General features: G+C 38.1%; 28 protein-coding genes and 1 pseudogene. 24 read left to right on the top strand and 5 right to left on the bottom strand.

Annotated elements, in window-relative coordinates:
* Positions 1-4: 4 nt before the first annotated feature.
* The 6 genes from C0J00_RS07585 to ileS all read left to right on the top strand — a co-directional run bounded on the left by C0J00_RS07585 (position 5) and on the right by ileS (position 6,358).
* Positions 5-673 (top strand): YggS family pyridoxal phosphate-dependent enzyme, encoded by a 669-nt coding sequence (locus C0J00_RS07585; protein WP_104968310.1) that lies wholly within the window; start codon positions 5-7, stop codon positions 671-673.
* A gap of 11 nt (positions 674-684) precedes the next feature.
* Positions 685-1,308, top strand: a complete 624-nt coding sequence (locus C0J00_RS07580; RefSeq protein ID WP_104968309.1) for a cell division protein SepF — start codon at positions 685-687, stop codon at positions 1,306-1,308.
* Between the two features lies 1 nt (position 1,309).
* The gene (locus tag C0J00_RS07575; protein ID WP_104968308.1) at positions 1,310-1,567 is read left to right on the top strand and encodes a YggT family protein; all 258 of its coding nucleotides are present in this window, start codon (positions 1,310-1,312) and stop codon (positions 1,565-1,567) included.
* Positions 1,567-2,361, top strand: coding sequence for a YlmH family RNA-binding protein (locus C0J00_RS07570; RefSeq protein WP_104968307.1), 795 nt, complete (start codon positions 1,567-1,569; stop codon positions 2,359-2,361). The genes C0J00_RS07575 and C0J00_RS07570 overlap by 1 nt, the downstream gene beginning before the upstream one ends.
* 11 nt (positions 2,362-2,372) lie before the next feature.
* Positions 2,373-3,287, top strand: coding sequence for a DivIVA domain-containing protein (locus C0J00_RS07565; protein ID WP_104968306.1), 915 nt, complete (start codon positions 2,373-2,375; stop codon positions 3,285-3,287).
* A gap of 272 nt (positions 3,288-3,559) precedes the next feature.
* Positions 3,560-6,358: an isoleucine--tRNA ligase gene (gene ileS, locus C0J00_RS07560; protein WP_104968305.1), complete on the top strand. Its 2,799-nt coding sequence runs from the start codon at positions 3,560-3,562 to the stop codon at positions 6,356-6,358.
* Between the two features lie 447 nt (positions 6,359-6,805).
* On the opposite strand, the gene C0J00_RS07555 is transcribed toward ileS, so the two are convergent.
* Together C0J00_RS07555 and C0J00_RS07550 are read right to left on the bottom strand one after the other, a co-directional pair.
* On the bottom strand, positions 6,806-7,108 hold the full coding sequence (locus C0J00_RS07555; protein ID WP_104968304.1) for a DUF1827 family protein: 303 nt from the start codon (positions 7,106-7,108) through the stop codon (positions 6,806-6,808).
* Positions 7,109-7,167: 59 nt separating this feature from the next.
* Positions 7,168-7,617: an NUDIX hydrolase gene (locus C0J00_RS07550; RefSeq protein ID WP_104968303.1), complete on the bottom strand. Its 450-nt coding sequence runs from the start codon at positions 7,615-7,617 to the stop codon at positions 7,168-7,170.
* A gap of 137 nt (positions 7,618-7,754) precedes the next feature.
* Between C0J00_RS07550 and C0J00_RS07545 the strand changes: the two genes are divergently transcribed.
* A complete protein-coding gene (locus tag C0J00_RS07545; protein WP_104968302.1) occupies positions 7,755-8,261 on the top strand; it encodes an ECF transporter S component in 507 nt (168 codons plus the stop codon).
* 57 nt (positions 8,262-8,318) lie between these two features.
* Here C0J00_RS07545 and C0J00_RS07540 read toward each other — a convergent pair.
* Together C0J00_RS07540 and C0J00_RS07535 are read right to left on the bottom strand one after the other, a co-directional pair.
* Positions 8,319-9,664 (bottom strand): IS3 family transposase gene (locus C0J00_RS07540; RefSeq protein WP_199773958.1). Its coding sequence is split into 2 segments (ribosomal slippage): positions 8,319-9,223 and positions 9,223-9,664, totalling 1,347 coding nucleotides; the frame shifts between segments, so codons are not numbered across the junction.
* Positions 9,665-9,743: 79 nt separating this feature from the next.
* Positions 9,744-12,002, bottom strand: a complete 2,259-nt coding sequence (locus C0J00_RS07535; protein WP_104968301.1) for an ATP-dependent Clp protease ATP-binding subunit — start codon at positions 12,000-12,002, stop codon at positions 9,744-9,746.
* 289 nt (positions 12,003-12,291) lie between these two features.
* On the opposite strand from C0J00_RS07535, the gene C0J00_RS07530 reads away from it, so the two are divergent.
* The 17 genes from C0J00_RS07530 (at position 12,292) to C0J00_RS07450 (ending at position 25,964) form a co-directional block, all read left to right on the top strand.
* Positions 12,292-12,522: a YkuJ family protein gene (locus tag C0J00_RS07530; protein WP_104968300.1), complete on the top strand. Its 231-nt coding sequence runs from the start codon at positions 12,292-12,294 to the stop codon at positions 12,520-12,522.
* A gap of 277 nt (positions 12,523-12,799) precedes the next feature.
* Positions 12,800-13,486 (top strand): amino acid ABC transporter permease, encoded by a 687-nt coding sequence (locus C0J00_RS07525; RefSeq protein ID WP_104968299.1) that lies wholly within the window; start codon positions 12,800-12,802, stop codon positions 13,484-13,486.
* Positions 13,486-14,220: an amino acid ABC transporter ATP-binding protein gene (locus tag C0J00_RS07520; RefSeq protein ID WP_104968298.1), complete on the top strand. Its 735-nt coding sequence runs from the start codon at positions 13,486-13,488 to the stop codon at positions 14,218-14,220. Before C0J00_RS07525 ends, C0J00_RS07520 begins: the two co-directional genes overlap by 1 nt.
* 236 nt (positions 14,221-14,456) lie before the next feature.
* Positions 14,457-15,308: a bifunctional methylenetetrahydrofolate dehydrogenase/methenyltetrahydrofolate cyclohydrolase gene (locus C0J00_RS07515; RefSeq protein WP_104968297.1), complete on the top strand. Its 852-nt coding sequence runs from the start codon at positions 14,457-14,459 to the stop codon at positions 15,306-15,308.
* 75 nt (positions 15,309-15,383) lie between these two features.
* Positions 15,384-15,863 carry a DUF1836 domain-containing protein gene (locus C0J00_RS07510; RefSeq protein WP_104968296.1) on the top strand — a complete coding sequence of 160 codons (480 nt, stop codon included), beginning with the start codon at positions 15,384-15,386 and terminating at the stop codon, positions 15,861-15,863.
* A complete protein-coding gene (gene trhA, locus C0J00_RS07505) occupies positions 15,847-16,497 on the top strand; it encodes a PAQR family membrane homeostasis protein TrhA (RefSeq protein WP_104968295.1) in 651 nt (216 codons plus the stop codon). The genes C0J00_RS07510 and trhA overlap by 17 nt, the downstream gene beginning before the upstream one ends.
* Before the next feature lie 211 nt (positions 16,498-16,708).
* Positions 16,709-17,695 carry an aldo/keto reductase gene (locus C0J00_RS07500; protein ID WP_104968294.1) on the top strand — a complete coding sequence of 329 codons (987 nt, stop codon included), beginning with the start codon at positions 16,709-16,711 and terminating at the stop codon, positions 17,693-17,695.
* Between the two features lie 160 nt (positions 17,696-17,855).
* Positions 17,856-19,184 (top strand): exodeoxyribonuclease VII large subunit, encoded by a 1,329-nt coding sequence (gene xseA, locus C0J00_RS07495; protein WP_104968293.1) that lies wholly within the window; start codon positions 17,856-17,858, stop codon positions 19,182-19,184.
* The gene (locus tag C0J00_RS07490) at positions 19,174-19,392 is read left to right on the top strand and encodes an exodeoxyribonuclease VII small subunit (RefSeq protein WP_104968292.1); all 219 of its coding nucleotides are present in this window, start codon (positions 19,174-19,176) and stop codon (positions 19,390-19,392) included. Before xseA ends, C0J00_RS07490 begins: the two co-directional genes overlap by 11 nt.
* The gene (locus tag C0J00_RS07485) at positions 19,392-20,261 is read left to right on the top strand and encodes a polyprenyl synthetase family protein (RefSeq protein ID WP_104968291.1); all 870 of its coding nucleotides are present in this window, start codon (positions 19,392-19,394) and stop codon (positions 20,259-20,261) included. The genes C0J00_RS07490 and C0J00_RS07485 overlap by 1 nt, the downstream gene beginning before the upstream one ends.
* The gene (locus tag C0J00_RS07480) at positions 20,254-21,081 is read left to right on the top strand and encodes a TlyA family RNA methyltransferase (protein ID WP_104968290.1); all 828 of its coding nucleotides are present in this window, start codon (positions 20,254-20,256) and stop codon (positions 21,079-21,081) included. The genes C0J00_RS07485 and C0J00_RS07480 overlap by 8 nt, the downstream gene beginning before the upstream one ends.
* Positions 21,068-21,535, top strand: coding sequence for an arginine repressor (locus tag C0J00_RS07475; protein WP_104968289.1), 468 nt, complete (start codon positions 21,068-21,070; stop codon positions 21,533-21,535). The genes C0J00_RS07480 and C0J00_RS07475 overlap by 14 nt, the downstream gene beginning before the upstream one ends.
* Positions 21,536-21,550: 15 nt before the next feature.
* Positions 21,551-23,209 (top strand): DNA repair protein RecN, encoded by a 1,659-nt coding sequence (recN, locus tag C0J00_RS07470; protein WP_104968288.1) that lies wholly within the window; start codon positions 21,551-21,553, stop codon positions 23,207-23,209.
* A 112-nt stretch (positions 23,210-23,321) separates the two neighbouring features.
* Positions 23,322-24,161, top strand: coding sequence for a DegV family protein (locus C0J00_RS07465; RefSeq protein ID WP_104968287.1), 840 nt, complete (start codon positions 23,322-23,324; stop codon positions 24,159-24,161).
* Positions 24,154-24,987, top strand: a complete 834-nt coding sequence (locus C0J00_RS07460; protein WP_104968286.1) for an SGNH/GDSL hydrolase family protein — start codon at positions 24,154-24,156, stop codon at positions 24,985-24,987. The genes C0J00_RS07465 and C0J00_RS07460 overlap by 8 nt, the downstream gene beginning before the upstream one ends.
* Positions 24,974-25,564, top strand: coding sequence for a YpmS family protein (locus C0J00_RS07455; RefSeq protein WP_104968285.1), 591 nt, complete (start codon positions 24,974-24,976; stop codon positions 25,562-25,564). Before C0J00_RS07460 ends, C0J00_RS07455 begins: the two co-directional genes overlap by 14 nt.
* Before the next feature lie 124 nt (positions 25,565-25,688).
* Positions 25,689-25,964 carry an HU family DNA-binding protein gene (locus C0J00_RS07450; protein ID WP_017769711.1) on the top strand — a complete coding sequence of 92 codons (276 nt, stop codon included), beginning with the start codon at positions 25,689-25,691 and terminating at the stop codon, positions 25,962-25,964.
* Positions 25,965-26,050: 86 nt separating this feature from the next.
* Here the strand turns inward: C0J00_RS07450 and C0J00_RS10675 are convergent.
* A pseudogene (locus C0J00_RS10675) lies at positions 26,051-26,205 on the bottom strand (tyrosine-type recombinase/integrase); the annotation flags it as partial.
* Positions 26,206-26,301 lie beyond the last annotated feature (96 nt).

The following is a 26,301-nucleotide window of genomic DNA, read 5'->3' as shown; positions in this document are numbered from 1 at the left end:
GGCAATGTATTTAGCAAAAAATAAAACAGAGATTTTCAATAATGTCGAAAATTTCAGTAAGTCATCTACTAGAACTCAGGATGTTAAAGTCATTGCAGTTACTAAGTATGTGGAAGCAGAAGTGGCACATCAATTGATTGAAACTGGTGTCAGACATATTGGAGAGAATCGCGTTGATAAATTTTTGGATAAATACCATGCCTTAGCGGATCAGCCAGTGACATGGCATTTGATTGGCAGTCTTCAACGTCGTAAGGTTAAAGATATCATAAACTTTGTTGACTATTTTCATGCTTTAGATTCCGTCAAGCTAGCACAGGAAATTGATAAGCGAGCCGACCATGTGATCAATTGTTTTCTACAAGTTAATCTTTCAGGGGAAGCTACTAAGCATGGTTTTCTACAAGATGATATCAATCAAGCTTTGGAGGAAATAGCAGAGCTACCTAATATCAATTTAGTTGGTTTAATGACGATGGCTCCACAGGAAGCTAGTCAAGCGGAGCTAGAAAGTTTATTTGAAGCAACTTACCAGTTGAAGGAAGAAATAAGAGCGAGAAAAATAACGAATATGCCGATGACAGAGTTGAGCATGGGAATGAGTGGCGATTATTCTATAGCCATCAAACATGGTGCAACATTTGTTAGAATTGGTACAGCGTTCTTTCAATAGGAGAGACTAAAATGGCATTAAAAGATAAATTCGAAAAAATGATTTCTTATTTTGATACGGATGAGGTTAGTGATGTCGAGGAATTTGAAGAAGCACTACCTCAGCAAGCTGATCGAAGAGGAGAAGTAACTTCTAACCCTTTAGGATCACAAGAGAGAGTATCAAGATCTGCTAATCAATCAGCTGCTTCAAATCAAAGACAAGGACAGTCGAGATCTCAAAGAGTGGTTTCAACACCTCAACTTAATTCTCATGAACACTTGTCTTCAACTAATCAATATGGAAGAGAACAGATGAATTATCAGTCACAAAAACAAACACAACAACATGTATCTGCTCAACCGACAATTGCTTTGAAATACCCTCGTAAATACGAGGATGCAACTGAAATTGTTGATTTATTGGCTAGTAATGAATGTGTTTTGATTGATTTTCAATATATGCTGGAAGCACAAGCACGACGATGCTTAGACTTTGTTGATGGGGCAAGCCGTGTCTTATCCGGTAATCTTCAAAAAGTAGGTTCTTCAATGTATCTATTAACACCTCAATTTGTAGTTGTTGATGTTGAGGAGATGACAATACCAAACGCTGGTCAAGATGTGAATTTTGACTATGACATGAAACGACGTTAATATGCTTTTACTATATTTTATTCTAGTTAGAGTAGTACGAATTTATTCGACACTTTTAGTAATCTATGCTTTACTCTCTTGGTTTCCAGGAGCATATCAAACAAAATTAGGGCAAATTCTTGTTTCTATAGTTGAGCCAACTCTGGCTCCATTTAGACGCTTAGGACTTCAGTTTGGTGGAATAGATTTGACGATTGTTGCAGTTTTCTTTGTATTACAATTATTACTTAGACTCTTTTCATACTTACTATTATTCTAATGGAAAAACAATCGCAGCACCTTTACCAACATTATGATGTCAGTGAATATACCTTTATCGACAAAGTTCAAGACATGATTCATTCTGTTGAGAATACTTACAGTTTCTATCTAACAGGCTTTCTTGATCCTAGACAGGAAGTTATTGTTAATGAGCTAGTATCTCAAACAACTTTGACATTTTATTCAAGTCGTGATATCCTTACCGAGGAGTATCATAGGGTCATTATTGCTCCAGATTATTATCAACTAAATGTCGATGATTTTGAAATAAGTTTACTCAACATCCATTATTCTAAAAAGTTTAACCATCTTAGTCATTCTCAAATTATGGGTAGTTTGATTAATCAATTAGGTATTAAACGCTCTGTTTTTGGAGATATTTTAGTTAACGGTGATGAGGCACAGATATTTCTTGAAAAATCTATGGTTAGCTATTTTGAGACGAATGTTAGCAAAATTGCGAAGGTTCCGGTTAGACTCCAAGAGGTCGCATTTGATCAAAAAATTGAACATTTGGAGGAGGGACAAGAGCAACTCTATCTAGTGTCAAGTTTGAGACTAGATAAAGTCATTGCTGCAGTTCATAAATTACCGAGGCAGACTAGTCAAAAGTTGATTCAGTCCCAGAAAGTAAAAGTTAATCATAAACTAACGACGAAAGCGACTGAAACAGTACTTGTTAATGATTTACTCAGTGTTAGAGGTTACGGTAGATGCCGTATTATTTCAGACAATGGTATAACGTCAAAAGGAAAATATAAATTGGTCGTCAAAAAAATTAGACAGAAATAGGGGAGGTTGTAATGGCTATTACAGCACTTGATATTAAAGATAAAACATTTAAACTAAAATTCCGTGGTTATAGCGAAGAAGAAGTTAATGAATTCTTAGACATCCTTGTTGATGACTTTGAAAAATTAACACGTGAAAACCGTGCACAAGAAGCAAAAATCAAAATGCTAGAAGAAAAGTTGGCTTACTTCGATGAAATGAAAGAATCATTGAGTCAGTCAGTAATCTTGGCGCAAGAAACAGCTGAAAAGGTTAAAACTTCAGCTCGCACAGAATCTGACAACATTTTGACACATGCTAACAATCAAGCAACACTTTTGCTTGAAGAATCCAAACAAAAAGCAAATGAGATGTTGCGTGAAGCTGCTGATGAAGCTAAGCGAGTTGCTATTGAGACTGAGGATTTAAAACGTCAAACACGTGTTTTCCATCAACGTCTGTTGGCATCGGTTGAAAGTCATCTAGCTCTTGTAAATTCTCCTGAGTGGGACGAATTATTACAACCGACAGCCTCCTATATTCAAAACTCGGATGTCGCTTTTAGAGAAGTTGTTGAGTCCGTTCTTGAAACTGATCACGACCTTCCACAGGTAGCTGATATGGCATCCATTGATGCGACACGTCAATTCTCACCTGAGGAAATGGCAGAATTACAACGTCGTGTTGAAGAAAGTAACCGTCAGTTAGAGGAGACAATTGCTGATCAGACGCCATTGCTAACAGATGATGTTTTATTTGGTATTAGCTCTTCTGAGGAATTTCCTTTTGAATTAGATTCGTCAGACGAGTCGCTGAGTTTTGAAGAGACTAACGAGTTAGTTTTAGATTCTGAAATAGAAACTGAGAATTCTAATATCCTTGAGGAAGATGACTCTGAGTTAAACTTAAACGAAACACAAACATTTAAATTGAATTTTGAAGATTAAGAAAAACACGATTTTTTAAGTAAATGCAAAGCGAGCGGGAGTTGGTGTGAGTCCTGACATCACTACTTAAAAGATTATCATTTTCTATCTTTCTAGCTGAAAGTAGTAAGTTAGGAGGGGTGAGCTCCCTTATCGGTTCAAGAGGGAAAATATATTTTGATTTTAGTGCGCCTTGTACGATAAAATCAAATTAAAGTATTTTCTAAATTAAGGTGGTACCACGAGCTTTCGTCCTTTTTGGATGAGAGCTCTTTTATTTTGAGGAGTTTTATATGAAATTAAAAGATACTTTAAATCTTGGAAAAACAGCCTTTCCGATGCGCGCAGGTCTTCCAAATAAAGAACCACAATGGCAAGCGGCCTGGGAAGAAGCGGCTATCTATCAAAAGCGTCAAGAATTGAATGAAGGTAAACCTTCTTTTCATCTTCATGATGGCCCTCCCTATGCTAACGGTAACATTCACGTTGGTCATGCTTTGAATAAAATTTCAAAAGATATTATTGTGCGTTCCAAATCGATGTCTGGATTTTCTGCCCCATACGTACCTGGATGGGATACTCATGGACTTCCTATTGAACAAGTGTTGGCTAAACAGGGCGTAAAACGTAAAGAGATGGATTTGGCTGAATACCTTGAAATGTGTCGTCAATATGCTCTTTCACAAGTTGATAAACAACGTGATGATTTTAAACGTTTAGGTGTTTCAGCAGATTGGGAAAATCCGTACATTACACTTGATCCAAAATTTGAAGCTGATCAAATTCGTGTCTTTGGAGCCATGGCTGATAAAGGTTATATCTATCGAGGTGCTAAACCAGTCTACTGGTCTTGGTCATCTGAATCTGCCCTTGCTGAAGCGGAAATCGAGTACCATGATATTGATTCAACATCACTTTACTATGCCAATAAAGTAAAAGATGGTAAAGGTGTTCTTGATACGGATACTTATATTGTTGTTTGGACGACAACACCATTTACCATTACAGCATCACGTGGTTTAACGGTTGGTGCAGACTTAGATTACTTGGTTGTTAAAGCAGCCAATGATGATCGTAAATTTGTTGTGGCTGAAGCTCTTGTTGATACACTTGCTGAAAAATTTGGTTGGGAATCTTTTGATGTGCTTGAGCGTCACAAAGGTTCAGCATTAGAATATATCGTTACAGCTCATCCTTGGGATGAAGCAGTTGATGAATTAGTGATTCTTGGTGATCACGTTACAACAGATTCAGGTACTGGTATTGTTCATACTGCTCCATCATTTGGTGAAGATGACTATAATGTTGGTATGAAATACGACCTTGAAGTTTATGTAACCGTAAATGAGCGTGGTCTCATGAATGAGTTGGCTGGCCCTGATTTTGAAGGTCAATTTTATGATAAAGTTGTACCAACTGTTCTTGAAAAATTAGGTGATTTACTGCTTGCTAAAGAAGTGATCAATCACTCATACCCATTTGACTGGCGTACGAAAAAACCAATCATCTGGCGTGCTGTTCCACAATGGTTTGCATCTGTTGCTAAATTCCGTCAAGAAATCCTTGATGAAATTGACAAAACAATTTTCCACCCATCTTGGGGGAAAACACGTCTTTATAATATGATTCGTGACCGTGGTGATTGGGTTATTTCACGTCAACGGTCATGGGGTGTTCCACTTCCAATCTTCTATGCTGAAGATGGCACAGCTATCATGACTAAAGAAGTCACTGATCATGTTGCAGACTTGTTTGCTGAACATGGTTCTGTGATTTGGTGGCAACGTGAAGCAAAAGACTTGCTTCCAGAAGGATTTAGCCATCCAGGGTCACCAAATGGTGAATTTACAAAAGAAACAGATATCATGGATGTTTGGTTTGATTCAGGTTCATCATGGAATGGCGTTATGAATGCTCGTGAGAACCTATCATATCCAGCAGACCTCTATCTTGAAGGTTCTGACCAATACCGTGGTTGGTTTAACTCATCACTCATTACCTCTGTAGCGGTTAACGGACATGCACCTTACAAAGGTGTCCTCTCTCAAGGTTTTGTTCTTGATGGTAAGGGTGAAAAAATGTCTAAATCTAAAGGCAATATCATTTCACCTAATGATGTAGCAAAACAATATGGTGCTGAAATTCTTCGTCTTTGGGTAGCGTCTGTTGATACTGATAATGACGTTCGTGTGTCTATGGAAATCCTCGGTCAAGTTTCTGAAACTTACCGTAAAATCCGTAATACTTTACGTTTCTTACTTGCAAACACACATGACTATAACCCTTCAACTGATGCCGTTTCTTACCAAAACTTAGGTGCTGTCGATAAATACATGACGATCAAATTTAACAAACTTGTTGAAGTAATCAATAAAGCTTATGAAGCTTATGATTTTATGGCTATCTACAAAGCGGTTGTTAACTTTGTAACGGTTGATTTATCAGCCTTCTATCTTGATTTTGCCAAAGATGTGGTTTATATCGAAGCAGCAAATAGCCCAGAGCGTCGTCGTATGCAGACTGTTTTCTATGATATTTTGGTTAAAATCACTAAGTTATTGACACCAATCTTGCCTCATACAGCAGAGGAAATCTGGTCATACTTGGAGCATGAAGAGGAAGAATTTGTTCAGCTATCAGAAATGCCAGTAGCTCAAACGTTTGAAGGGCAAGAAGCTATCTTAGAAGAATGGGATGGCTTCATGGAATTCCGTACGCATGCTCAAAAAGCTCTTGAAGAGGCACGTAATGCTAAGGTTATTGGTAAATCTTTAGAAGCACATTTGACTGTTTACGCAAGTGAAGAGATGAAAGCTTTGTTGGCGTCATTGGATAGTGATATCGGACTCTTATTGATCGTATCTCAATTAACGATTGCAGATGAAGCTGATAAACCAGCTGATGCTGTTGCTTTTGAAGGTGTTGCCTTCAGTGTTGAGCGAGCAGAAGGAGAAGTTTGTGAACGCTCTCGTCGCATCGACCCAACAACTCGTATGCGTTCATACGGTGTCATGGTTTGTGATGCTAGTGCTAAAGTCATCGAAGAAAATTTCCCTGAAGCAGTAGCTGAAGGATTTGAAGTTAAAGCTTAATGGAAAAATGTCTCTTTTCTGACTCTAGCAACTGATCTAGAAAAAATAAATAAGAGAGACTAAGAAAAAGACAGAAAATGGCTTAGAATGGCGTTGTAAAAAACGTTGATTCTAAGCCGTTTTATATTGTCTCCTTTTTAATGATAAGAGCAAAATTTAAGTGTTATCCACTTTCTATTTGATAAGAAGATAATCTTATTATATCTGGATTTGGAAAATTATTTTTGAAAAAGCCCAGGAAGTTCTAGAAAAAGTGAGCGAAAAGACGGTACGATATTCTTATTTGTAAATTTGATTAGTTAAGTGAAAAGTAGCATATATTAGAAAAGAACTATCTTGAGAAAAGTACTATTTAGCTAAAAGTGATAGCTATCTGAGTATAGCAAGCTAATGATATCTTACTCTGAAGAACTTTTTTGAAAAACAAAAACAAGCCATAGTGGCTTGTTAAATAGTTGTTGGGATAGAGATGTTGATAAGATTTTCAGTGTGTGAGGTTTTTAAATGTTCTTTTAAGATAATCGTTTTATCTATTTTACGTTTTAGGAAGAATTCCCGAATCGCTTCTAATTCAGAATCTTTAATAGCACGGTATTTATTTGAAATAAGAATTTCATAATGTTTTGGTGCCTGTGAAAAGATGACGTCAGTATTACCTGCGGAGTAGACTTCGACTAGGCTTGCATCAGTATTTCGGAGTTGATTTTTAACGAGCGTAGGGTGACTACTTGTAACGTTGATAAGTCTCATATGCATCCTCCTATAAAACTTTCTATGCTTCTATTATAACACGTATTTGTGTAAAAATATTATTTATGGTATTTTTTTTGCCACATTTCAATTCCCCAGCGATGGCTACCACGCTTTAATTTTTCTTTAGCTTCTAGGATAGGGAACCAAGCTAAATTGTTAAAATCTTCTAAAGGATTTCCTAAAATGTCGAAAGAAGTGACCTCATAGATATAGGCAGGATTGTAAAAATGTGTATCACGATGACTGGAGTAGAAATATTCATCGGCTTGACCAAAGTAATCTCCAACTTTGGCTTTAAAACCTAGTTCTTCAATGAGTTCGCGTTCCAGAGCTTGATAGTGATCCTCGTCGCCTTCAATTTCGCCACCCGGTAGGAACCAAGCACCATTTGGAGCTTGGACTAAAATGATTTTATCTTGCTCTTCATTTGGAATAACTGCGTAGACCCCATAGCGATTTTGATAGTTGATATTGTCTTTTTTGTGTCCGAATGTAGGATTTGACATAATTTTCCTCTGTTGTTTTTTCCTTATTATACTAAAAATTAACTTAATAGACCAGAAGAGTTTTTAAAAAATTTTGACATTTTCAGAAAATGTTGGTATAACTATCTACAAAAATAAAAGTATTTAGGGGATAATATATGTCAGCAAGACGCTTAACGATTTCAGCGCTTTTTATGGCGATAACGATTATTTTGAGTGCTAGTTTCTTGTCGATTCCAGTACCTGGGGGTCATTTCTATTTCAATGGTATTATTATTTTTCTAGTAGGTCTTTTGTTTCCTCCGGTGGAAGCGATGATTGTTGCAGGGATTGGTTCTTTTTTAGGTGACTTTTTCTTTTACCCGGCTCCGATGTTTGTGACACTGGTAACACATAGTTTACAAGTTTTAGCTATCTCAGCTTTAGTAGGAACGAAGATGAAAAAAGCTAGTAAAGCTCGTGTGTGGACTGCTATGTCTGTAGGAGCCCTTATTGATATTATTGGTTACGGCTTGGGTAGAGCTTTTGTATATGCTAATCCTCAATATGCAATTTTAAAATTACCTTTTGATCTTTTAGCTGTCATTTTGTCAATGATAGTTGTTTATTTTGTTTACGAGAAAACATCCATTTTTAAAGATTTTCAAGCTTATTGGAATCGTTGAGTTATTAAAAAAGATTGTGTCAATAATTGTACTGACCCCAAAAAGTTGGACAACTCATTATTGAAAGGATTTAGTTCTGTATTGGACAGGACTAAGTCCTTTTAGTTTTACTTTAATGCGTTTGTTGTTGTAGTAATAAATATAGTCTATAATAGCTTCTTCAAGCTCGTCAAGGGATTGATAAGATGTCTCGAGTCCATAAAACATTTCAGATTTGAGAATGCCAAAGAAAGATTCCATCATGCCATTATCTGGACTATTTCCCTTGCGGGACATAGATGGCAGAATGCCTTTAGACTCTAAAAAATCATGGTAGGACTGGTGTTGGTATTGCCAACCCTGGTCACTATGAAGAATAGTTCCACTGTATGAATCTGCTGGAAATGCCTTATCCAGCATGGTCTGAACCTGTTTCAAGTTAGGAGATCGAGACAGAGTGAAATCAATAATCTCGCTGTTATAGCCGTCAAGAACAGGTGATAAGTAGAGTTTTCCTTCAGGTAAGGCAAACTCCGTCACATCGGTATAACACTTCTCGCAAGGCTTAGAGCCCTCGAATTGACGTTTAATTAGATTATCAGCCTTCTTACCAACTCCACCTTTGTAAGAAGAATACTTGCGCTTACGACGAATGCGGGCTGCTAGGCCCATGACTGTCATGAGACGTTGAACTTTCTTATGATTGACCACAAATCCACGATTTCTGAGTTCTAAATAAATTCGACGATAGCCGTAATTACCTTTATGTTCATCATAAATGGCTTGAATTTCAGTCTTAATTGCTTTGTTCTTGTCGAGTTTATCCAGTTGCTTGACTTGATAATAATAGGTGGAGCGAGGCATTTTAGCTGTCGCAAGTAGGAGGTCTAGTCGGAATCCTTCTTGGACCATGTCTCTAATTGTTTCTGCCGTTCGCGCGCTAGAGCTTCGTCCCTTAAACGAAGTTCTCTCAACTTTTTTAGAAAGGCCACCTCAGTTCGGAGACGTTCATTTTCCTCTTGAAGGCGTTCTAATTCCGTCATTTCATCCCAGGTTTTATTGCGTTTACGTCCCATCTTGCTCGGTCTCCCTCTTGGTTTTTCAAGAATAGTATAACCGTTTTTCTTGTATTGCGCTATCCAATTTGGAAGTATTCCTCGATTTGGCAAGGCATAATCAAGAGAAACTGAGAGTTGAGAACAACCATGAATCAAGACTTTATCTATTATTTCCTCCTTTAATTCGGGAGAATAATACCGATTGTTACCTTTTTCAACGACTTCTACGCCATACCGATCCATGAGGTTCATCATGTATGTGAGATTAGAAATATTAACATCATATTGTTGGCTAATCCAAGGCCACGACATTCCGTTCTTTCTCAGCTCATAGATTTCTAGTTTATCTTTATAACTTAACTTCATAGGAAAAGCACCCCAATCGTTAGATTTTGTGTCTAACTTTTGGGGTGCAGTTCAAATGCATTAACACAATCTTTTTTTTTTAGTTTTCTTCTACGACAGCTTCAGCTTTCGTATTTGATTTGATAATGATGTTTCCATTAGAAGTCATGATGGCACGGAGATTTTTCTCTGAAGGATTTTCAAGATAGAAATCTGTGATAGCATCTTCGATATGGTCTTGAATTGTTCTGCGAAGTGGACGAGCTCCCATTTTTGGATCATAGCCAAGATCAACCAATTTTTCCTTAACTTTCTCGGTGACATCAAGGTGAAGACCGTTGGTAGCAAGTCTATCATTGACATCTTTGAGCATGAGATCAACAATAGTAAGGAGATTTTCTTTTTCAAGGGCTTTGAATTCGATAATACCGTCAAAACGGTTCATGAATTCTGGGCTAAAGAAGTCTCCAAGTTGGTTAAGAACGGAGTTGGTACGACCTTCACGAGCTGCTCCAAATCCAACAGAAGCTTCAACCTTGCCTGTTCCAGCATTCGAGGTCATGATGATAATGGTATCTTTGAAGCTAACGGTACGGCCTTGACCATCAGTCAAACGACCATCGTCAAGAACTTGTAAGAACATATGCATAACATCTGGGTGAGCTTTCTCAACTTCATCCAAGAGAATGAGTGAGTATGGATTGCGACGAACTTTTTCTGTTAATTGACCAGCTTCTTCATAACCAACATAACCTGGAGGAGCTCCGACAAGTTTGGCGACGGCATGTTTTTCCATGTACTCGGACATATCAAAGCGAATCATGCTGTCTGCTGAACCAAAGAGCTCGATTGCTAGTTGTTTTGAGAGTTCAGTTTTACCGACACCAGTTGGACCAACAAAGAGGAAGGAACCGATTGGGCGATTTGGCGAACCAAGTCCGACACGGTTACGACGAATGGCTTTTGCAATTTTATCAACAGCATCGTCTTGTCCAATAACGTGTGATTTAAGGTCGTCAGCCAAATGAATTAATTGACTTTGTTCTTTTTCTTTGAGATCGCCGACTGGAATATTAGTTTTTTGTTCAATGATGGCTTCGATATTTTTTTCAGTGATGACTGGAGTATCGTGGTCATCGATTTTTTGCGCTTGCATTTCTTTGTATTTAGCAATTTGGTCACGGAAATAAGCTGCGCGTTCATAATCTTCATCTCGAGTCGCTTGAGCTTTGAGGTTTTCGGCTTCCACCAGACGTTGATCGATTTCTTGTGGATCAACAAAATTTAAGGTTAAATTCATTTTAGATCCAGCTTCATCAAGTAGATCGATAGCCTTATCTGGAAGGAAGCGATCTTGAATGTAACGATTTGAAAGGATAGCTGCCGCTTCAATCGCATCAGGGCTATATTTGACATGGTGATAGTCTTCGTATTTTGGTTGAATACCTTTTAAGATGGTGATAGTTTCCTCAACACTTGGCTCATCAACTTTGACGGGCTGCATACGACGTTCCAGAGCAGCATCTTTTTCAATGATACGATATTCATTGAGAGTAGTAGCACCGACTAGTTGTAGCTCACCACGAGCTAGAGCAGGTTTTAGGATATTGCCGGCGTCCATGTTTCCATCACCAGCATTACCTGCACCAACAATCTCATGAATCTCATCAATGAAGAGAATCACATCTTGACGATTACGGATTTCTTCCATGAGTTTTTGCATACGTTCTTCAAATTGTCCACGGATGCCTGTCCCCTGAACAAGGCTGACAACATCCAAACGGATGACTTGCTTTCCTTGGAGTTTTTGAGGAACATCAGCGTCAACAATCTTTTGAGCCAGTCCTTCAACGACAGCAGTTTTACCAACACCTGGCTCACCAATGAGGACAGGATTATTTTTGGTACGACGGTTTAGAATTTCGATAACACGAAGGATTTCTTCATCGCGACCAATAACGGGATCAATATCGCCTTGGCGTGCAATATCAGTGATATTAATACCGAACTCTTCTAAGAGTCCTTGAGGCTTTTGTTGAGCACCGCCTAGTGGAGCATTTGGATGACGATTTCCAATTCCATTGTTTCCTCCCTGACCACCAGATTGTGTTTTAGGACTGTTTGGAAGGTCACCGCTGAAGGCACGGAAGTTATTTAAGTCACCGAAGAAATCATCAAAAAATGGATTCATAGAAGATGATGCGTTTTCTCGACCCAGATTAGATAAAAGGTTGTTTTTGGGATCTGTTTTCATAATTTGATAACAGTTTTGGCAAAGATCGACTTGTTTCTGTTTACCATTAACATTAGTATATAAATGGATAGTTGATTCGTTTAATTGACAATTTTGACAAAGCATAGACATACCTCGCTTTTTGAGAGATTTTTACAATAAAGTCATAATGATAATGTCCAAAATATTTTTTGGTCAAATATAGTCAAACTTTATCTGTTTTTATTATAGCACTATGGAGCAACATTGCAAGTAAAAAGTTTAAAAATTAGCACTCTAATTGAAAGAGTGCTAATACTAACTGCTTACCTTTATGAAAATCATCTTTATTATGAAAATAGTGGATTCGGAGTTACTTTGCCATTCATTTATGGTAAAATAAGAAGGACTAATATAATAAATAGAGGAGTTTGATATGGAGTCACATTTAGTGAGAATTATTAACCGCCTTGAGCTTATGGCGACAGATGGTGGTAATTTAAAACGTAACTTTGAACGTGAAGGAGTTGTTGTTGCAGAAGTAGCATTTAGCAATGATCCAGAAAATGGACCAGTTTTTACTTTGCGTGACGTTGAAGCTAGAGAAACTTATTCATTTGATAGCATTGATCTGATTGCAATGGAAATCTACGATTTGCTTTACTAAGATGATTGAAATGAGTTGGGGAACTATTTCCCAGCTTATTTTTTTTGAAATGAGATTGATGATACTTTTTTTGTCAGATACTATATAAAATAGATAGTAATTGTCAGTGATAAAAGTCTATACTTGCGGGCTTATTGCTATCGTTACTGATTTCTATAGCCTTCTTAAAGTCATCATCGTTCTGTTAATGAAAATTTGCATAAAAATACTAAAAACATTGTTTTTTATACGCATATATGCTATGATTGTTTTTATATTTTATTAACAGGAGTTCATTATGGATTTTTCATTCCTTCCCAAATATTGGGCCTACTTTAACTACGGTGTCTTAGTGACGATTATGATTTCAGCTTGTGTCGTTTTCTTTGGGACTATTATTGGTATCTTAATTGCTTTATTAAAACGCAGCTCCTTTAAACCTTTAGCATGGTTGGCAGGTATTTATGTTTGGATTTTCCGTGGAACTCCCATGGTTGTTCAGATTATGATTGCTTTTGCTTGGATGCATTTTAATGGCGCACCAACGATTGGTTTTGGTGTTTTAGATATGGACTTTACCCGTCTACTACCAGGTATCATCATTATTTCATTAAACAGTGGTGCCTATATTTCGGAATCTGTTCGTGCTGGTATTGAGTCTGTACCAAAAGGTCAGCTGGAAGCGGCTTATTCACTTGGTATAAAACCTAAAAATGCTATGCGCTATGTTATTTTACCTCAAGCGATAAAAAATATTTTGCCAGCCTTGGGTAATGAATTTATTACGATTATCAAGGATAGTTCACTGTTACAAACGATTGGGGTAATGGAGCTTTGGAATGGTGCCCAATCTGTTGTAGCGGCGACTTATATTCCTGTTGAGCCATTGTTGTTTGCGGCATTCTATTACTTAATGGTTACAACAGCTATGTCAAGTTTATTAAAACTTCTTGAAAAACGTATGGGTAATGGAGGGACGCTCTGATGACAGAAACTTTGATTTCAATTGAGAATTTACATAAGTATTTCGGTAAAAACGAAGTCTTAAAAGGTATTGACCTTGACATTTATAAGGGTGAAGTCGTGGTTATCATAGGACCTTCTGGATCAGGGAAGTCAACTTTTCTAAGAACCATGAACTTACTGGAAATCCCAACCAAGGGTAAGGTTACCTTTGAAGGTGTGGATATTACAGACAAAAAGAATGACGTTTTTAAAATGCGTGAAAAAATGGGAATGGTTTTCCAACAGTTTAATCTCTTTCCAAATATGAGTATTTTGGAAAACATTACCTTATCGCCGATTAAAACAAAAGGGTTATCTAAATCTGAAGCCGAAAGCAAAGCCTATGACCTTCTTGATAAAGTTGGTCTTCGTGACAAGGCGAATGCTTACTCTCCAAGTTTATCTGGAGGGCAACAGCAACGTATTGCCATTGCTCGTGGCTTGGCCATGGATCCTGATGTTCTCTTATTTGATGAACCTACATCAGCTCTTGATCCAGAGATGGTAGGAGAAGTTTTAGCTGTTATGAAAGATTTAGCTAAGTCTGGTATGACCATGGTCATTGTGACACATGAAATGGGATTTGCTCGTGAGGTAGCTGACCGGGTTATTTTCATGGATGGTGGTGTTATTGTTGAAGATGGGACACCTCAACAAATCTTTGAAAATACTCGAGAAGAACGAACAAAGAATTTCTTGAGTAAGGTGTTATAGCATAAAATTGACGAGTAATTGTTAAAGTTGAAAAAATCCAATTTGGATCATTTTTCAACTTTTTTATTATCTGGAAAAAGGGCTTTGAAATACTGTTAGTCTATTGTTTTTGAAGTCTATGAGTGACCTTTTAACATGTTAATCGCAGTGACTGATTTGAAAATTTATTTCCAGACTAGAGCTAGGTATCTGTCAGACTTTTTTGGTATAATGGTCAAAAAGTATAGGAGTGTATGATGGCAAGATTGATTGATGGTAAGGGCCTTGCCCAAAAGATGCAGGCTGAATTGGCTGAAAAAGTTGCTAACTTAAGAGAGAAAGAAGGCGTCGTGCCAGGTTTAGTCGTTATTCTAGTTGGAGAAAATCCTGCCAGTCAGATTTATGTTCGAAATAAAGAGCGTTCTGCTGAAAAAGCTGGATTTTTCAGTGAGACTGTCCGTCTATCGGAAGATACCACACAAGAAGAACTTCTTGATACCGTTGAACAATATAATCAAGATAGTCGTTTTCATGGTATTCTTGTTCAGTTACCTCTGCCAGATCATATTGATGAAGAAAAAGTCGTTTTAGCGATTGATCCTGATAAAGATGTTGATGGGTTTCATCATGTTAATACAGGTCGCTTGTGGTCTGGAAAACCAGCTATGATTCCATGTACGCCTGCAGGTATCATGAAGATGTTTGAAGTTTATGGGGTTGAGTTAGAGGGTAAGAATGCTGTTGTTGTCGGACGTTCCAATATTGTTGGAAAGCCTATGGCAGCTCTGCTTTTGGAAGCTAATGCTACGGTCACATCAACACATTCAAGGACGAAAGATTTGTCTAACATTACTAGAACAGCTGATGTTTTGGTAGTGGCTATCGGACGTTCCAAATTTATCACAGCTGATTATGTTAAGCCAGGTGCTGTTGTCATTGATGTTGGTATGAATCGTGATGATGAGGGAAAACTCTCAGGTGATGTTGATTTTGACGCTGTTGAACCACTGGCTGATTTAATCACCCCAGTTCCCGGAGGCGTTGGTCCCATGACGATTACCATGCTTCTGGAACAAACTTACGAAGCAGCCTTAAGAACTATCAGATAGTTAGATAAAAATAGAATCTTGTCTTCGGACAAGATTTTTTCTTGTTTATTTTCACACAAATGATATAATCTAGTTATGAAAACTAGATGTGATATTTTTGAAGAAATTCATTTAAAAAAATTACCATTATGGGAAGACTTGCCAGAGCTGGAACTTTATTTAGACCAAGTGCTTTATTATGTTAACAAGGTTAGCCAGACACGCGTTGATAGAGATGTTAAGGGGATTACCTCTTCTATGGTCAATAATTATGTCAAGAATGGACACTTGGAAAAGCCGGTTAAGAAAAAGTATCAGCGGCATCAGATTGCTCGCTTGATTGCTATTGCTTTCTTAAAGAATGTTTTTAGCCTACAAGAAATCGGGGAAACCTTGGAGGTTTTGCGGCAGAACTATAGCTCTGAAGACTTGTACAATTTGTTTGTTATTTGTATGAATGAAGAAGCAGAAGTGCCAGAAATTATTGCTTACTCTTGCTTAGCTGTGAGATCCTATTATAAAGCGCGCTTATTGACCATTGAACTAGGAGGAAAAGATAATGAATCAAACCTTTAAATTTAGCAATCCCTTATCGTTTGGGGAAGAAATTGCTAATGCGACCACACATGGAGTGGGAGCAGCTATTATGTTGGCTCTCCTACCTGTTACAGCGGTTAGAGCTTATCAGGTTTATAATCTAACAGCAGCTGTTGGTATGTCTATCTTTGTTATTAGTTTGTTCTTGATGTTTTTATCGTCAACGGTTTATCACTCTATGACCTATGGGACACCGCAGAAATATATTTTAAGGATTATTGACCACAGTATGATTTATATTGCTATTGCAGGCTCATATACTCCAGTAGCTCTTTCTTTGGTTGGCGGCTGGTTAGGGGTAACTATTATCATTCTGCAATGGGGAGTGACGATATTCGGGATTCTTTACAAGATTTTGGCTCAACAAATTAACGAAAAATTCAGTCTATTTCTTTACCTGTTTATGGGTTGGCTAGTTGTTTTCATCCTTCCGGTTATTATTCAAAAAACTAATCTTACTTTTGGCTTACTTATGTTAGCAGGTGGGCTTTCTTATACAGTGGGAGCGTTCTTTTATGCTAAGAAACGTCCTTATTTCCATATGATTTGGCACTTATTTATCCTTTTGGCTTCAGCATTGCAATATATTGCTATTGTCTTTTATATGCTATAAGAGTCGGACTATGGTCCGATTTTTTTGTTACATGGTCTTTGGAATTAGCTTTGATACATGGTCACTTTTAACTTGTCGTACTCCAGTACTGTCTGCCATTCAGTTCCTGATCTGAAAGTTAATTTATTTGACTATAATAATGAAAACGCTTGACTTGGAGTTGAGTACAGGGTGTATAATAAAACTATATTAAGATAATTGGAGGTTTATCATGGAGTATATAAGACTTGGAAATACTGGATTAGAAGTTTCAAAATTATGCTTGGGTTGCATGAGTTTTGGGGATGCTAGTAAAGGATTTCATTCTGGTTGGCTACTAAACGAAGAAGAGAGTCGCCATATCATCAAAAAAGCTTTGGATATGGGTATTAATTTTTTTGATACGGCAAATACCTACGCTAAAGGGACTAGTGAAGAATACTTGGGGCGTGCTCTAGCTGATTTTGCTAAGCGTGATGAGGTCATTATTGCGACCAAGCTCTTCTTTGGGGATGGTCATTCTGATAGTCCAAATACTAGGGGCTTGTCTCGTAAAGCCATTTTTAATCAAGTAGAGGCTAGTTTAAAACGGCTAGGTACGGATTATATTGATATTCTTTATATTCACCGTTGGGATTATGAGACACCGATTGAAGAAACCATGGCTGCTTTGAATGATTTGGTGCGTGATGGTAAGGTTCACTATCTAGGGGCTTCAGCTATGTATGCTTGGCAATTCCAAAAAGCACAGTATGTCGCTGAAAAGAATGGCTGGACCAAATTTTCTGTTATGCAAAACCACTACAATATGCTTTATCGTGAGGATGAACGTGAAATGATTCCCTTCTGCCAAGATTCTGGAGTGGCTTTGGTGCCCTACAGCCCTTTGGCAGCAGGTCGTGTAGTGAGGGATTGGAATGCGGATACTGCTCGTAGTAAAACCGACCAGGTAGCTCACGACAAATATGATTCTACGGAAGAGCTAGATCGTCAGATTGTTGCCCGTGTGGCTGAATTGGCAGAGCAAAAAGCTGTTTCTAGAGCTCAAATAGCTCTTGCTTGGCTGTGGCAAAAAGGTATTCATTCGCCAATTGTTGGGGTGACGAAAGAAAAATATTTGGATGATTTCATGGGGGCTTTTGATGTAGCATTGTCATCTGAAGATATGGCCTATCTCGATGAAGCCTATCAACCACATAGGATTGTCGGTGCTTTGTAAAGATCGATTAATGAATAGTTTTTAAAAAAGTAGGAAAAGATCTTGTTATTAGGTTTTTTCTTGCTTTTTTGCTTTTATTTATCCAGTTTGCTTTTGTTCTTATTGACTGAAAAATGGTATAATGAATGAAGAATTTTGCATAAAAATGGAAAGGGAATAGATGTCGGATTATTTAACAGTTAGTCATTTAACCAAGTATCTCAAATTGAAATTTGATCGAGATCCATACCTAGAGCGGGTTTATTTGACGGGGCAAGTGTCAAATTTTCGACGTCGTCCTAATCACCAGTATTTTTCGCTTAAGGATGAGCATGCGGTTATACAAGCGACCGTGTGGGCTGGACAATTCAAAAAATTAGGATTTGATCTGGAAGAGGGCATGAAAATTAATGTCATCGGTCGTATCCAACTCTATGAGCCTGGTGGTTCTTATTCCATTATTATTGAAAAGGCGGAGCCAGATGGCATTGGCGCTTTAGCTCTACAATTTGAGCAGCTCAAGAAAAAATTAAGCGAGGCAGGCTATTTTGACGATAGACACAAGCAGTCGCTCCCTCAATTTCCTAAAAAAATAGGAGTGGTCACTAGTCCAAGTGGGGCTGTTATTAGGGATATTATCACAACTATTTCAAGACGCTTTCCTGGAGTGGATATTCTTCTTTTTCCAACAAAGGTTCAAGGCGATGGTGCTGCGCAAGAAGTGGCAGCTAATATTGCTGAGGCTAATCAGCGAGAAGATTTAGATATCCTGATTATTGGTCGTGGTGGTGGTTCCATTGAAGACTTATGGGCTTTTAACGAGGAAATCGTGGTTGAAGCGATTTTTGAATCCCGTTTGCCGATTATTTCCAGTGTCGGTCATGAAACAGACACAACCTTAGCTGATTTTGTCGCAGACCAGCGAGCAGCTACACCTACGGCAGCGGCTGAATTAGCAACACCTATTACTAAGGCTGATATTTTGGCTTGGATTGGTGAGCGTCAGCAACGGGCTTATCAGGCTAGTTTACGCCAGTTAAAATGGCAAAGAGACCGATTAGACAAACTGAGGGCTTCTGTTATGTTTAGACAACCTGAACGTCTTTATGATGGTATTGCTCAAAAGTTAGACCATTTGACCAGTCGTTTAAGTCAATTAATGACAACTAACCTTAAGCAAGCTCAGCAGCAAGAACGCCTCTTAAATCAACGTCTCTTGACAATTGGATTGTCCGAAAAAGTCAACCGCTATGATGAACGTTTAGCTGTTTTAAATCGTCTGCTGATGTCAAATATGACCAGTGCTTATGACAGCAAGGTTAGTCGTTTTGAAAAGGCTCAAGATGCGCTTTTGTCACTTGATACGACAAGAATTGTGGCGCGTGGTTATGCGATTATTCAAAAAGATAAAAAACCTATTACCAGTGTTAATGATGTCAAAAAAGGAGACCACCTTTCGATTCAAATGAAGGATGGTCAGCTAGAAGTAGAGGTAGAAAATGCCAAGTAAGAAAAAAACATTTGAAGAGAATTTACAAGATTTAGAAACTATTGTAACCCAGTTGGAAAATGGTGATGTTCCTTTAGAAAAAGCTATTGAGCAATTTCAAAAAGGGATGATTCTGTCCAAAGAATTGCAAAAGACCTTGCAAGACGCTGAAAAAACGCTGGTTAAGGTCATGCAGCCGGACGGTGCAGAAGTGGAATTGGATGCCTAATGGATAAGATGACTCAAATTGATCAAGCCATCCGTACTTATTATCAGAGCCAAAATGCTGTTTCAAAAGACCTGATTGACGCCATTCTTTATTCCGTTGATAGCGGTGGCAAGCGGATTCGTCCCATGATTTTATTGGATTTACTAGAAGGATTCGGAATAAAGTTGACAGAGGCGCATTTTGACGTAGCAGCAGCTCTTGAGATGATTCACACTGGTAGTTTGATTCACGACGACCTTCCTGCCATGGACAACGACGATTACCGTCGTGGTCGTTTGACCAATCACAAAAAGTTCGATGAAGCAACAGCTATTTTAGCAGCTGATTCGCTCTTTCTAGATGCCCCAGGTCTTATTGCTGAAGCGGATTTGGAAGCGGATATCAAAGTAAGTCTTATCCAAATGTTATCGCGTTTTTCAGGAACGTTTGGTATGGTCGGTGGGCAAATGCTTGATATGAAGGGAGAAGGTCAGAGCTTGACGCTTGAGCAAGTTCAGTTGATTCACGCCAACAAAACAGGTGCTCTCTTAGTTTTCCCATTCTTAGCAGCTGGACGTATTGCCAAGCAATCGGAGAAGGTCATTTTAGCATTAGGTACAGCAGGCCAATTGCTTGGTCTAGCTTTTCAGGTTCGCGATGATATTCTAGATGTGACAGCGGATTTTGATGTTTTAGGTAAAACACCTAATAAGGATATCCTTGCTGATAAATCAACCTACCCAGCTCTTTTAGGTGTAGAGAAATCTTATGAGATTTTGGACGACTCGCTCAATCAAGCGGTAGCTATTTTCCAAAACCTAGAAGAAGAAACAGATTTTAAAGCCGGATGTATTTTGCCTATCATAGAAAGGTTACGACTTCATGCCTAAAGAAAGAGTGGATGTGTTGGCCTATAAACAGGGGCTGTTTGATACTAGAGAACAAGCCAAACGTGGCGTCATGGCAGGCTTGGTTGTCAATATTATTAACGGTCAACGTTATGATAAACCCGGTGAAAAAATTGATGAAGCCACTGAGCTAAAACTCAAGGGTGAAAAACTTAAGTATGTCAGCCGGGGTGGATTGAAACTTGAAAAGGCCTTAGAAGTGTTTGGACTATCCGTGGAAAATGCTACCACCATTGATATTGGTGCCTCAACAGGAGGGTTCACTGATGTCATGCTGCAAAATGGCGCTAAACTGGTTTATGCGGTGGATGTCGGAACCAATCAATTGGTTTGGAAATTACGCCAGGATGAACGGGTGCGTTCGATGGAGCAATATAATTTTCGTTACGCCGAGAGTAAGGACTTTAGGGAAGGCTTACCATCATTTGCCAGTATTGATGTTAGTTTTATATCGCTCAATTTGATTTTGCCAGCGCTAGCTAATATCCTAGTGGATGGCGGTCAGGTGGTTGCCCTCGTCAAACCACAATTTGAAGCGGGGCGTGAGCAGATTGGTAAAAATGGCATTGTTAAAGATAAGGTTGTTCACGAAAAAGTTTTGGAAAATGTAACGTCTTTTGCTGTCAATTACGGATTTACAGTTAGGGGACTTGATTTTTCACCGATACAAGGTGGTCACGGAAATATCGAATTTTTAGCTTTGTTAGAAAAATCAGCAACTCCTGAGAATTTGGTTTTAACGGATATCTGTCAGGTTGTTGCAAAAGCACATGAGGAATTTAAGAAAAATGCGGAAGAATGAACGATTAGAATTAATTCGACACATTGTTAGCGAACAAGAAATTGAAACGCAACAAGAATTAGTCGCTATTTTAGAGTCCAAAGGCGTTGTGGCAACTCAAGCAACGGTTTCGAGGGATATTAATACGATTGGGATTATTAAGGTAAAAAGTAACCGTGGTGGCTATGTTTATGGTCTATCAAATGAAGCTGCACAACGTTACATGAGCCCTTTGCAGCGAGCAGCTGAAAATATTTTAGAAGTGACTCAAGGGGAATCAGAGATAATTAATATGATCTCTATCACTGTCGTCCCTGGCTCAACAAAGTATTTAAAACGCCTTATCCTAGAAGATTATTCGGAAAAGATTTTTAGCTTACTTGGTGATGATGATAGTCTGCTTTTAATTGCGACAACTGGCGAAAATGCTAAAGAACTTACAGAGATTTTTCAAGGTTTAATCAAAAAGAAATAGAAAACGAGGACAAGCATGTTATTAGAAATTTCCATAAAAAACTTTGCTATTATTGAGGAGATTTCATTGACGTTTGATAACGGTATGACCGTCTTAACTGGTGAAACCGGAGCTGGGAAGTCTATTATCATTGATGCGATGAACATGATGCTTGGTGCGCGTGCTTCAACGGAAGTTATTCGCCATGGACAGCCCAAGGCTGAAATCGAAGGACTATTTTCAGTTGAAAAGAGTCCTCAACTGCTTGCTATTTTAGAAGAGAACGGTATTGATTTTGAAGATGACTTGATTATTCGTCGTGATATTTTCCAAAATGGACGTAGTGTCAGTCGTGTTAATGGTCAAATGGTTAATGTGACAACCTTGAAAGCAATTGGCCAGCATCTGGTTGATATCCATGGGCAGCACGATCAAGAAGAATTGATGAAACCGAGTCTTCACATTCGTATGCTGGATGAGTTTGGTGATACTGCTTTCGCCGATATTAAAGCAACTTATCAAGAAACCTTTGAATCCTATCGAGTATTGCGTAAACGTGTTCTTGACCAGCAAAAGAATGAGCGTGAACATAAGGCTCGAATTGAAATGCTCGAATTTCAAATGGCAGAGATTGAAGCAGCAGCCCTTACATCAGGTGAAGATGAAAAGTTGGTTCAAGAACGTGACAAGTTGATGAATCACAAACAGATTGCGGATACTTTAACCAATGCTTATACTATGTTAGATAACGAGGAACTGTCTAGTCTGTCAAATGTTCGTTCAGCTATGAATGATATGATGACCTTGGAAGAATTTGATCCTGAGTATAAAGAACTATCCACTCATCTAGCTGAAAGTTATTATGTTTTAGAGGATGTTGCCAAGGGACTATCAGATCTTATTGACAATCTAGATTTTGATGCTGGTCGTTTGCTAGCTGTTGAAGCTCGTCTGGATATATTAAACACGATTACGCGAAAATATGGTGGTAGCGTGGATGATGTTTTGGATTATTTAGATAATATCACTAAGGAATATAATCTCTTAACTGGAAATGATGCTAATTCAGAGAGTCTAGAAATGGACCTTCGTCTTTTGGAAAAAGAGTTATTAGCCGCTGCGGCTAAACTATCAGATGCTAGGCATAACATTGCTCGTTCTCTTGAAGAGGAGATTAAAGCTGAACTTAGAGAGCTTTATATGGAAAAAGCAGACTTTCAAGTACAGTTTAATAAGGGAAAATTTAGCAAAGAAGGGAATGAGTTGGTTGAATTTTATATTTCGACCAATCCAGGGGAAGGTTTTAAACCATTAGTTAAAGTTGCCTCGGGCGGTGAATTATCTCGTCTGATGTTGGCTATAAAATCAGCCTTTTCTCGTAAGGAAGATAAGACTAGCATCGTTTTTGATGAAGTTGACACTGGGGTATCAGGTCGCGTTGCTCAGGCTATTGCGCAAAAGATTTATAAAATTGGAAGTCACGGTCAAGTTCTTGCGATTTCTCATTTGCCACAGGTTATTGCTGCGGCAGATTATCAGTTTTATATCTCTAAAGAAAGTGATGATACCTCAACAGTTTCTACTGTTCGCCTGCTTAATGAGGACGAACGGATTGAAGAAGTTGCCAAGATGATTGCTGGGAGTGATGTTACTGCATCAGCTAGGGAACAAGCAAGAGAATTATTAAAAAAGTAAGCCTCTTTAGTTGTAATCTAGATGGTCGGTTGTCATTGATTCCTAAAAATATCGTTTTTTGGTATAATGAAAAAACACGTAACAAGGAAATAAGATTGGAATAGGTTTTGACATGAGTAAGATAAAAATCGTAACAGATTCATCCATTACAATTGAACCATCTATTGTAGAAGCGTTAGATATTACCATTGTTCCGCTTTCTGTAATGATTGATGGCGAGTTATTTTCAGATAAAGATCTTAAAGAAGAAGGAAAATTTTTGTCACTTATGAAGGCGGGTAAGAACTTGCCTAAGACCAGCCAGCCACCGGTTGGTTTATTTGCGGAAGTTTACGAGAATCTTGTTGCAAATGGTGCTGAGCAAATCGTTTCTATCCACTTGACACACTCCTTATCTGGTACTGTTGAAGCTGCTCGCCAAGGGGCAATGATTGCTGGAGTAGACGCGACTATTCTTGATTCTGGCTTTACTGATCAAGCGATGAAATTCCAAGTTGTTGAGGCGGCTAAACTTGCTAAAGATGGTGCAGATTTGGAGACCATTTTGTCTCATATTGAATCAGTTCGTCAGAAGACGGAGCTTTATATTGGTGTGTCTACTTTAGAAAATCTTGTCAAAGGAGGACGTATTGGGCGAGTGACTGGTCTTTTGAGCTCTCTTTTGAATATTCGTGTTTTGATGGAACTTAAAGATCATGCTCTTAATCCTCTGATTAAAGGGCGAGGTGCAAAGACTTTTACAAAATGGGTGGATACTTTTGTCTCTGATTTAGGAGCTAGACAAGTTGCGGAAATTGCCATTTCGTATTCAGGCAAAAAAGACTTTGCAATGACTCTTAAAGATAAACTACAAGGACTGGTTAAGCAAGACATTTCTGTTTTAGAAACGGGATCTATTATTCAGACGCATACGGGTGAGGATGCTTTTGCAGTTATGGTGCGCTATGAATAAGAATTTGCGAAACGGACTTGCTATTTTCTTAGCGAGTTTTTTATTATTTACGATCCTTTTTTGGCTTTTTATACCTACTTCTGATTCACAGTTAAAAAAATCTGACTTTTTAAAGGAAAAGCAGAGAAAATTTCATCTATTAGCTATTGGTGATTCCCTCACTCAAGGAGTGGGAGATACCACCAATCAGGGGGGATTTGTCCCTCTTTTGGCTAGACGACTAGATGAAACCTATCGCTATGATACAGTAACGAGTAACTATGGTATTTCTGGAAATACTAGTCGCCAGATTTTGAATCGCATGAAAAAGCAAAAGGCAATTCAAAAGAATCTTAAAACAGCTAACCTGATGACCTTGACGGTTGGGGGAAACGATGTGATGAAAGTTATTCGTGAGAATTTAGATCACCTAGATACGGATAGTTTTACGCCTGGAGCCAAAGCTTATCGAAAAAATGTTAAAGAGATTATCAAACTAGCTCGAAAAGGTAATCCAGAACTACCAATTTACATTGTCGGTATCTACAACCCCTTTTATCTCAATTTTCCAGAAATGACTCAAATGCAGGATATTGTTGATAATTGGAATGAGCAAACGAAACAATTAGTAGCAGATTACGATGGCGTTTATTTTGTTGGGATTAACGATCAGCTTTACAAAGGTGTTGAGGGGCAAGAAGGAGTTGTTTCAGTTTCCGGTGAACGTACAACAGTTGTCAATGATGCCTTATTTACTGAAGATCATTTTCATCCCAATAATATAGGTTATGGTATCATGGCCGATGCTATTATGGAGAGGATTAGTCAGACACATGAAACAAAATAAGGCAAATTTATGGAAGTATTTTTTCTTGATTTTATTAGCAATGAATATGGCTTTTGTGGGTGTTATAGCCTATCGAGTGATACAGCCAAGGGAACAATCCATTAGTAAAGTGTCAAGTTCCAAAGAAGGAGCTGCTATCAAAGCAGGTAGTTTTATCACCAGTCGAGAAGAATTAAATAACACCGCTGCAGCATTTCTGGAAGAATACCAGTCTAAAGGCTTACAATACGAGTTTTATACCACTTCAAGCCAGGTTTTGTTTCAAGGGACTTACAAGCTGCTAGGATATGATATTCCTCTATATGTTTATTTTGAACCTTATGTACTAAAAAATGGAAACGTGCAATTGGAAGTAACATCGGTGTCAGCAGGTACATTAACACTTCCTAAAAAAGAAGTCTTGACTTATATTACGAATGCTTATGATATTCCGAAATTCTTGGAAATTAAACCAAAGAAATCTGAAATCATTTTGTCATTGAAAGATATTAAATTGTCAAACGGTCTTTATGCAAAAGCGACAGAATTTAACCTAGCTAATGATCGCATTAGTTTCGATCTTTTCAAAGAACCATAAGGTTATAAAAATAAGGAAATAGCTTATCTCAAAACGTTAAATACTTGACCATATAAGCTTTTTCCGATATGATAGATGTTGTTAATAAGCATTAAGCTTAAAATTTATGGAGGATTTGTTCAAAATGGCAAATAAACAAGATTTGATCGCAAAAGTTGCTGAAGCAACTGAATTGACTAAGAAGGATTCAGCTGCAGCAGTTGATGCAGTATTTGAAGCAATTGAAGGTTTCCTTGCAAAAGGCGATAAAGTACAACTTATCGGTTTTGGTAACTTCGAAGTTCGTGAACGTGCAGCTCGTAAAGGTCGCAACCCACAAACTGGTGAAGAAATCTCAATCGCAGCTTCAAAAGTTCCTGCTTTCAAAGCTGGTAAAGCACTTAAAGACGCTGTTAAATAATTCAGCTCTAAAAAGCCTATTGTATCAACGTTTCGGCGTTGTGCAGTAGGTTTTTTCTGTGTTTGGGGCATTTTTGGGGCATAAAATCAGTAATTTTCCATGATTTCTGCCAGTTTTCCTTAAGTTTCTTGGTGATGTGGGTGTAGATTTGTGTTATGGTTTTTGCATCTGCAAGGCACACACGATTCATGATATCTTTTAGGAGAACTTTATTTTCTACTAAACGACTGACTAGGGTATGCTAGAGGATCTCACTGATTAGTTTTTAATACTTATTGAAAATCAAAATCTGAGCTTGTCAAGTTTACCTTGATGAACTTCGGTTCTATCTTCGGCT

Origin of the sequence: Streptococcus pluranimalium (assembly GCF_002953735.1) — a bacterium.
GTDB lineage: Bacteria > Bacillota > Bacilli > Lactobacillales > Streptococcaceae > Streptococcus > Streptococcus pluranimalium.
This window is presented reverse-complemented; position numbering and strand designations above follow the sequence as displayed.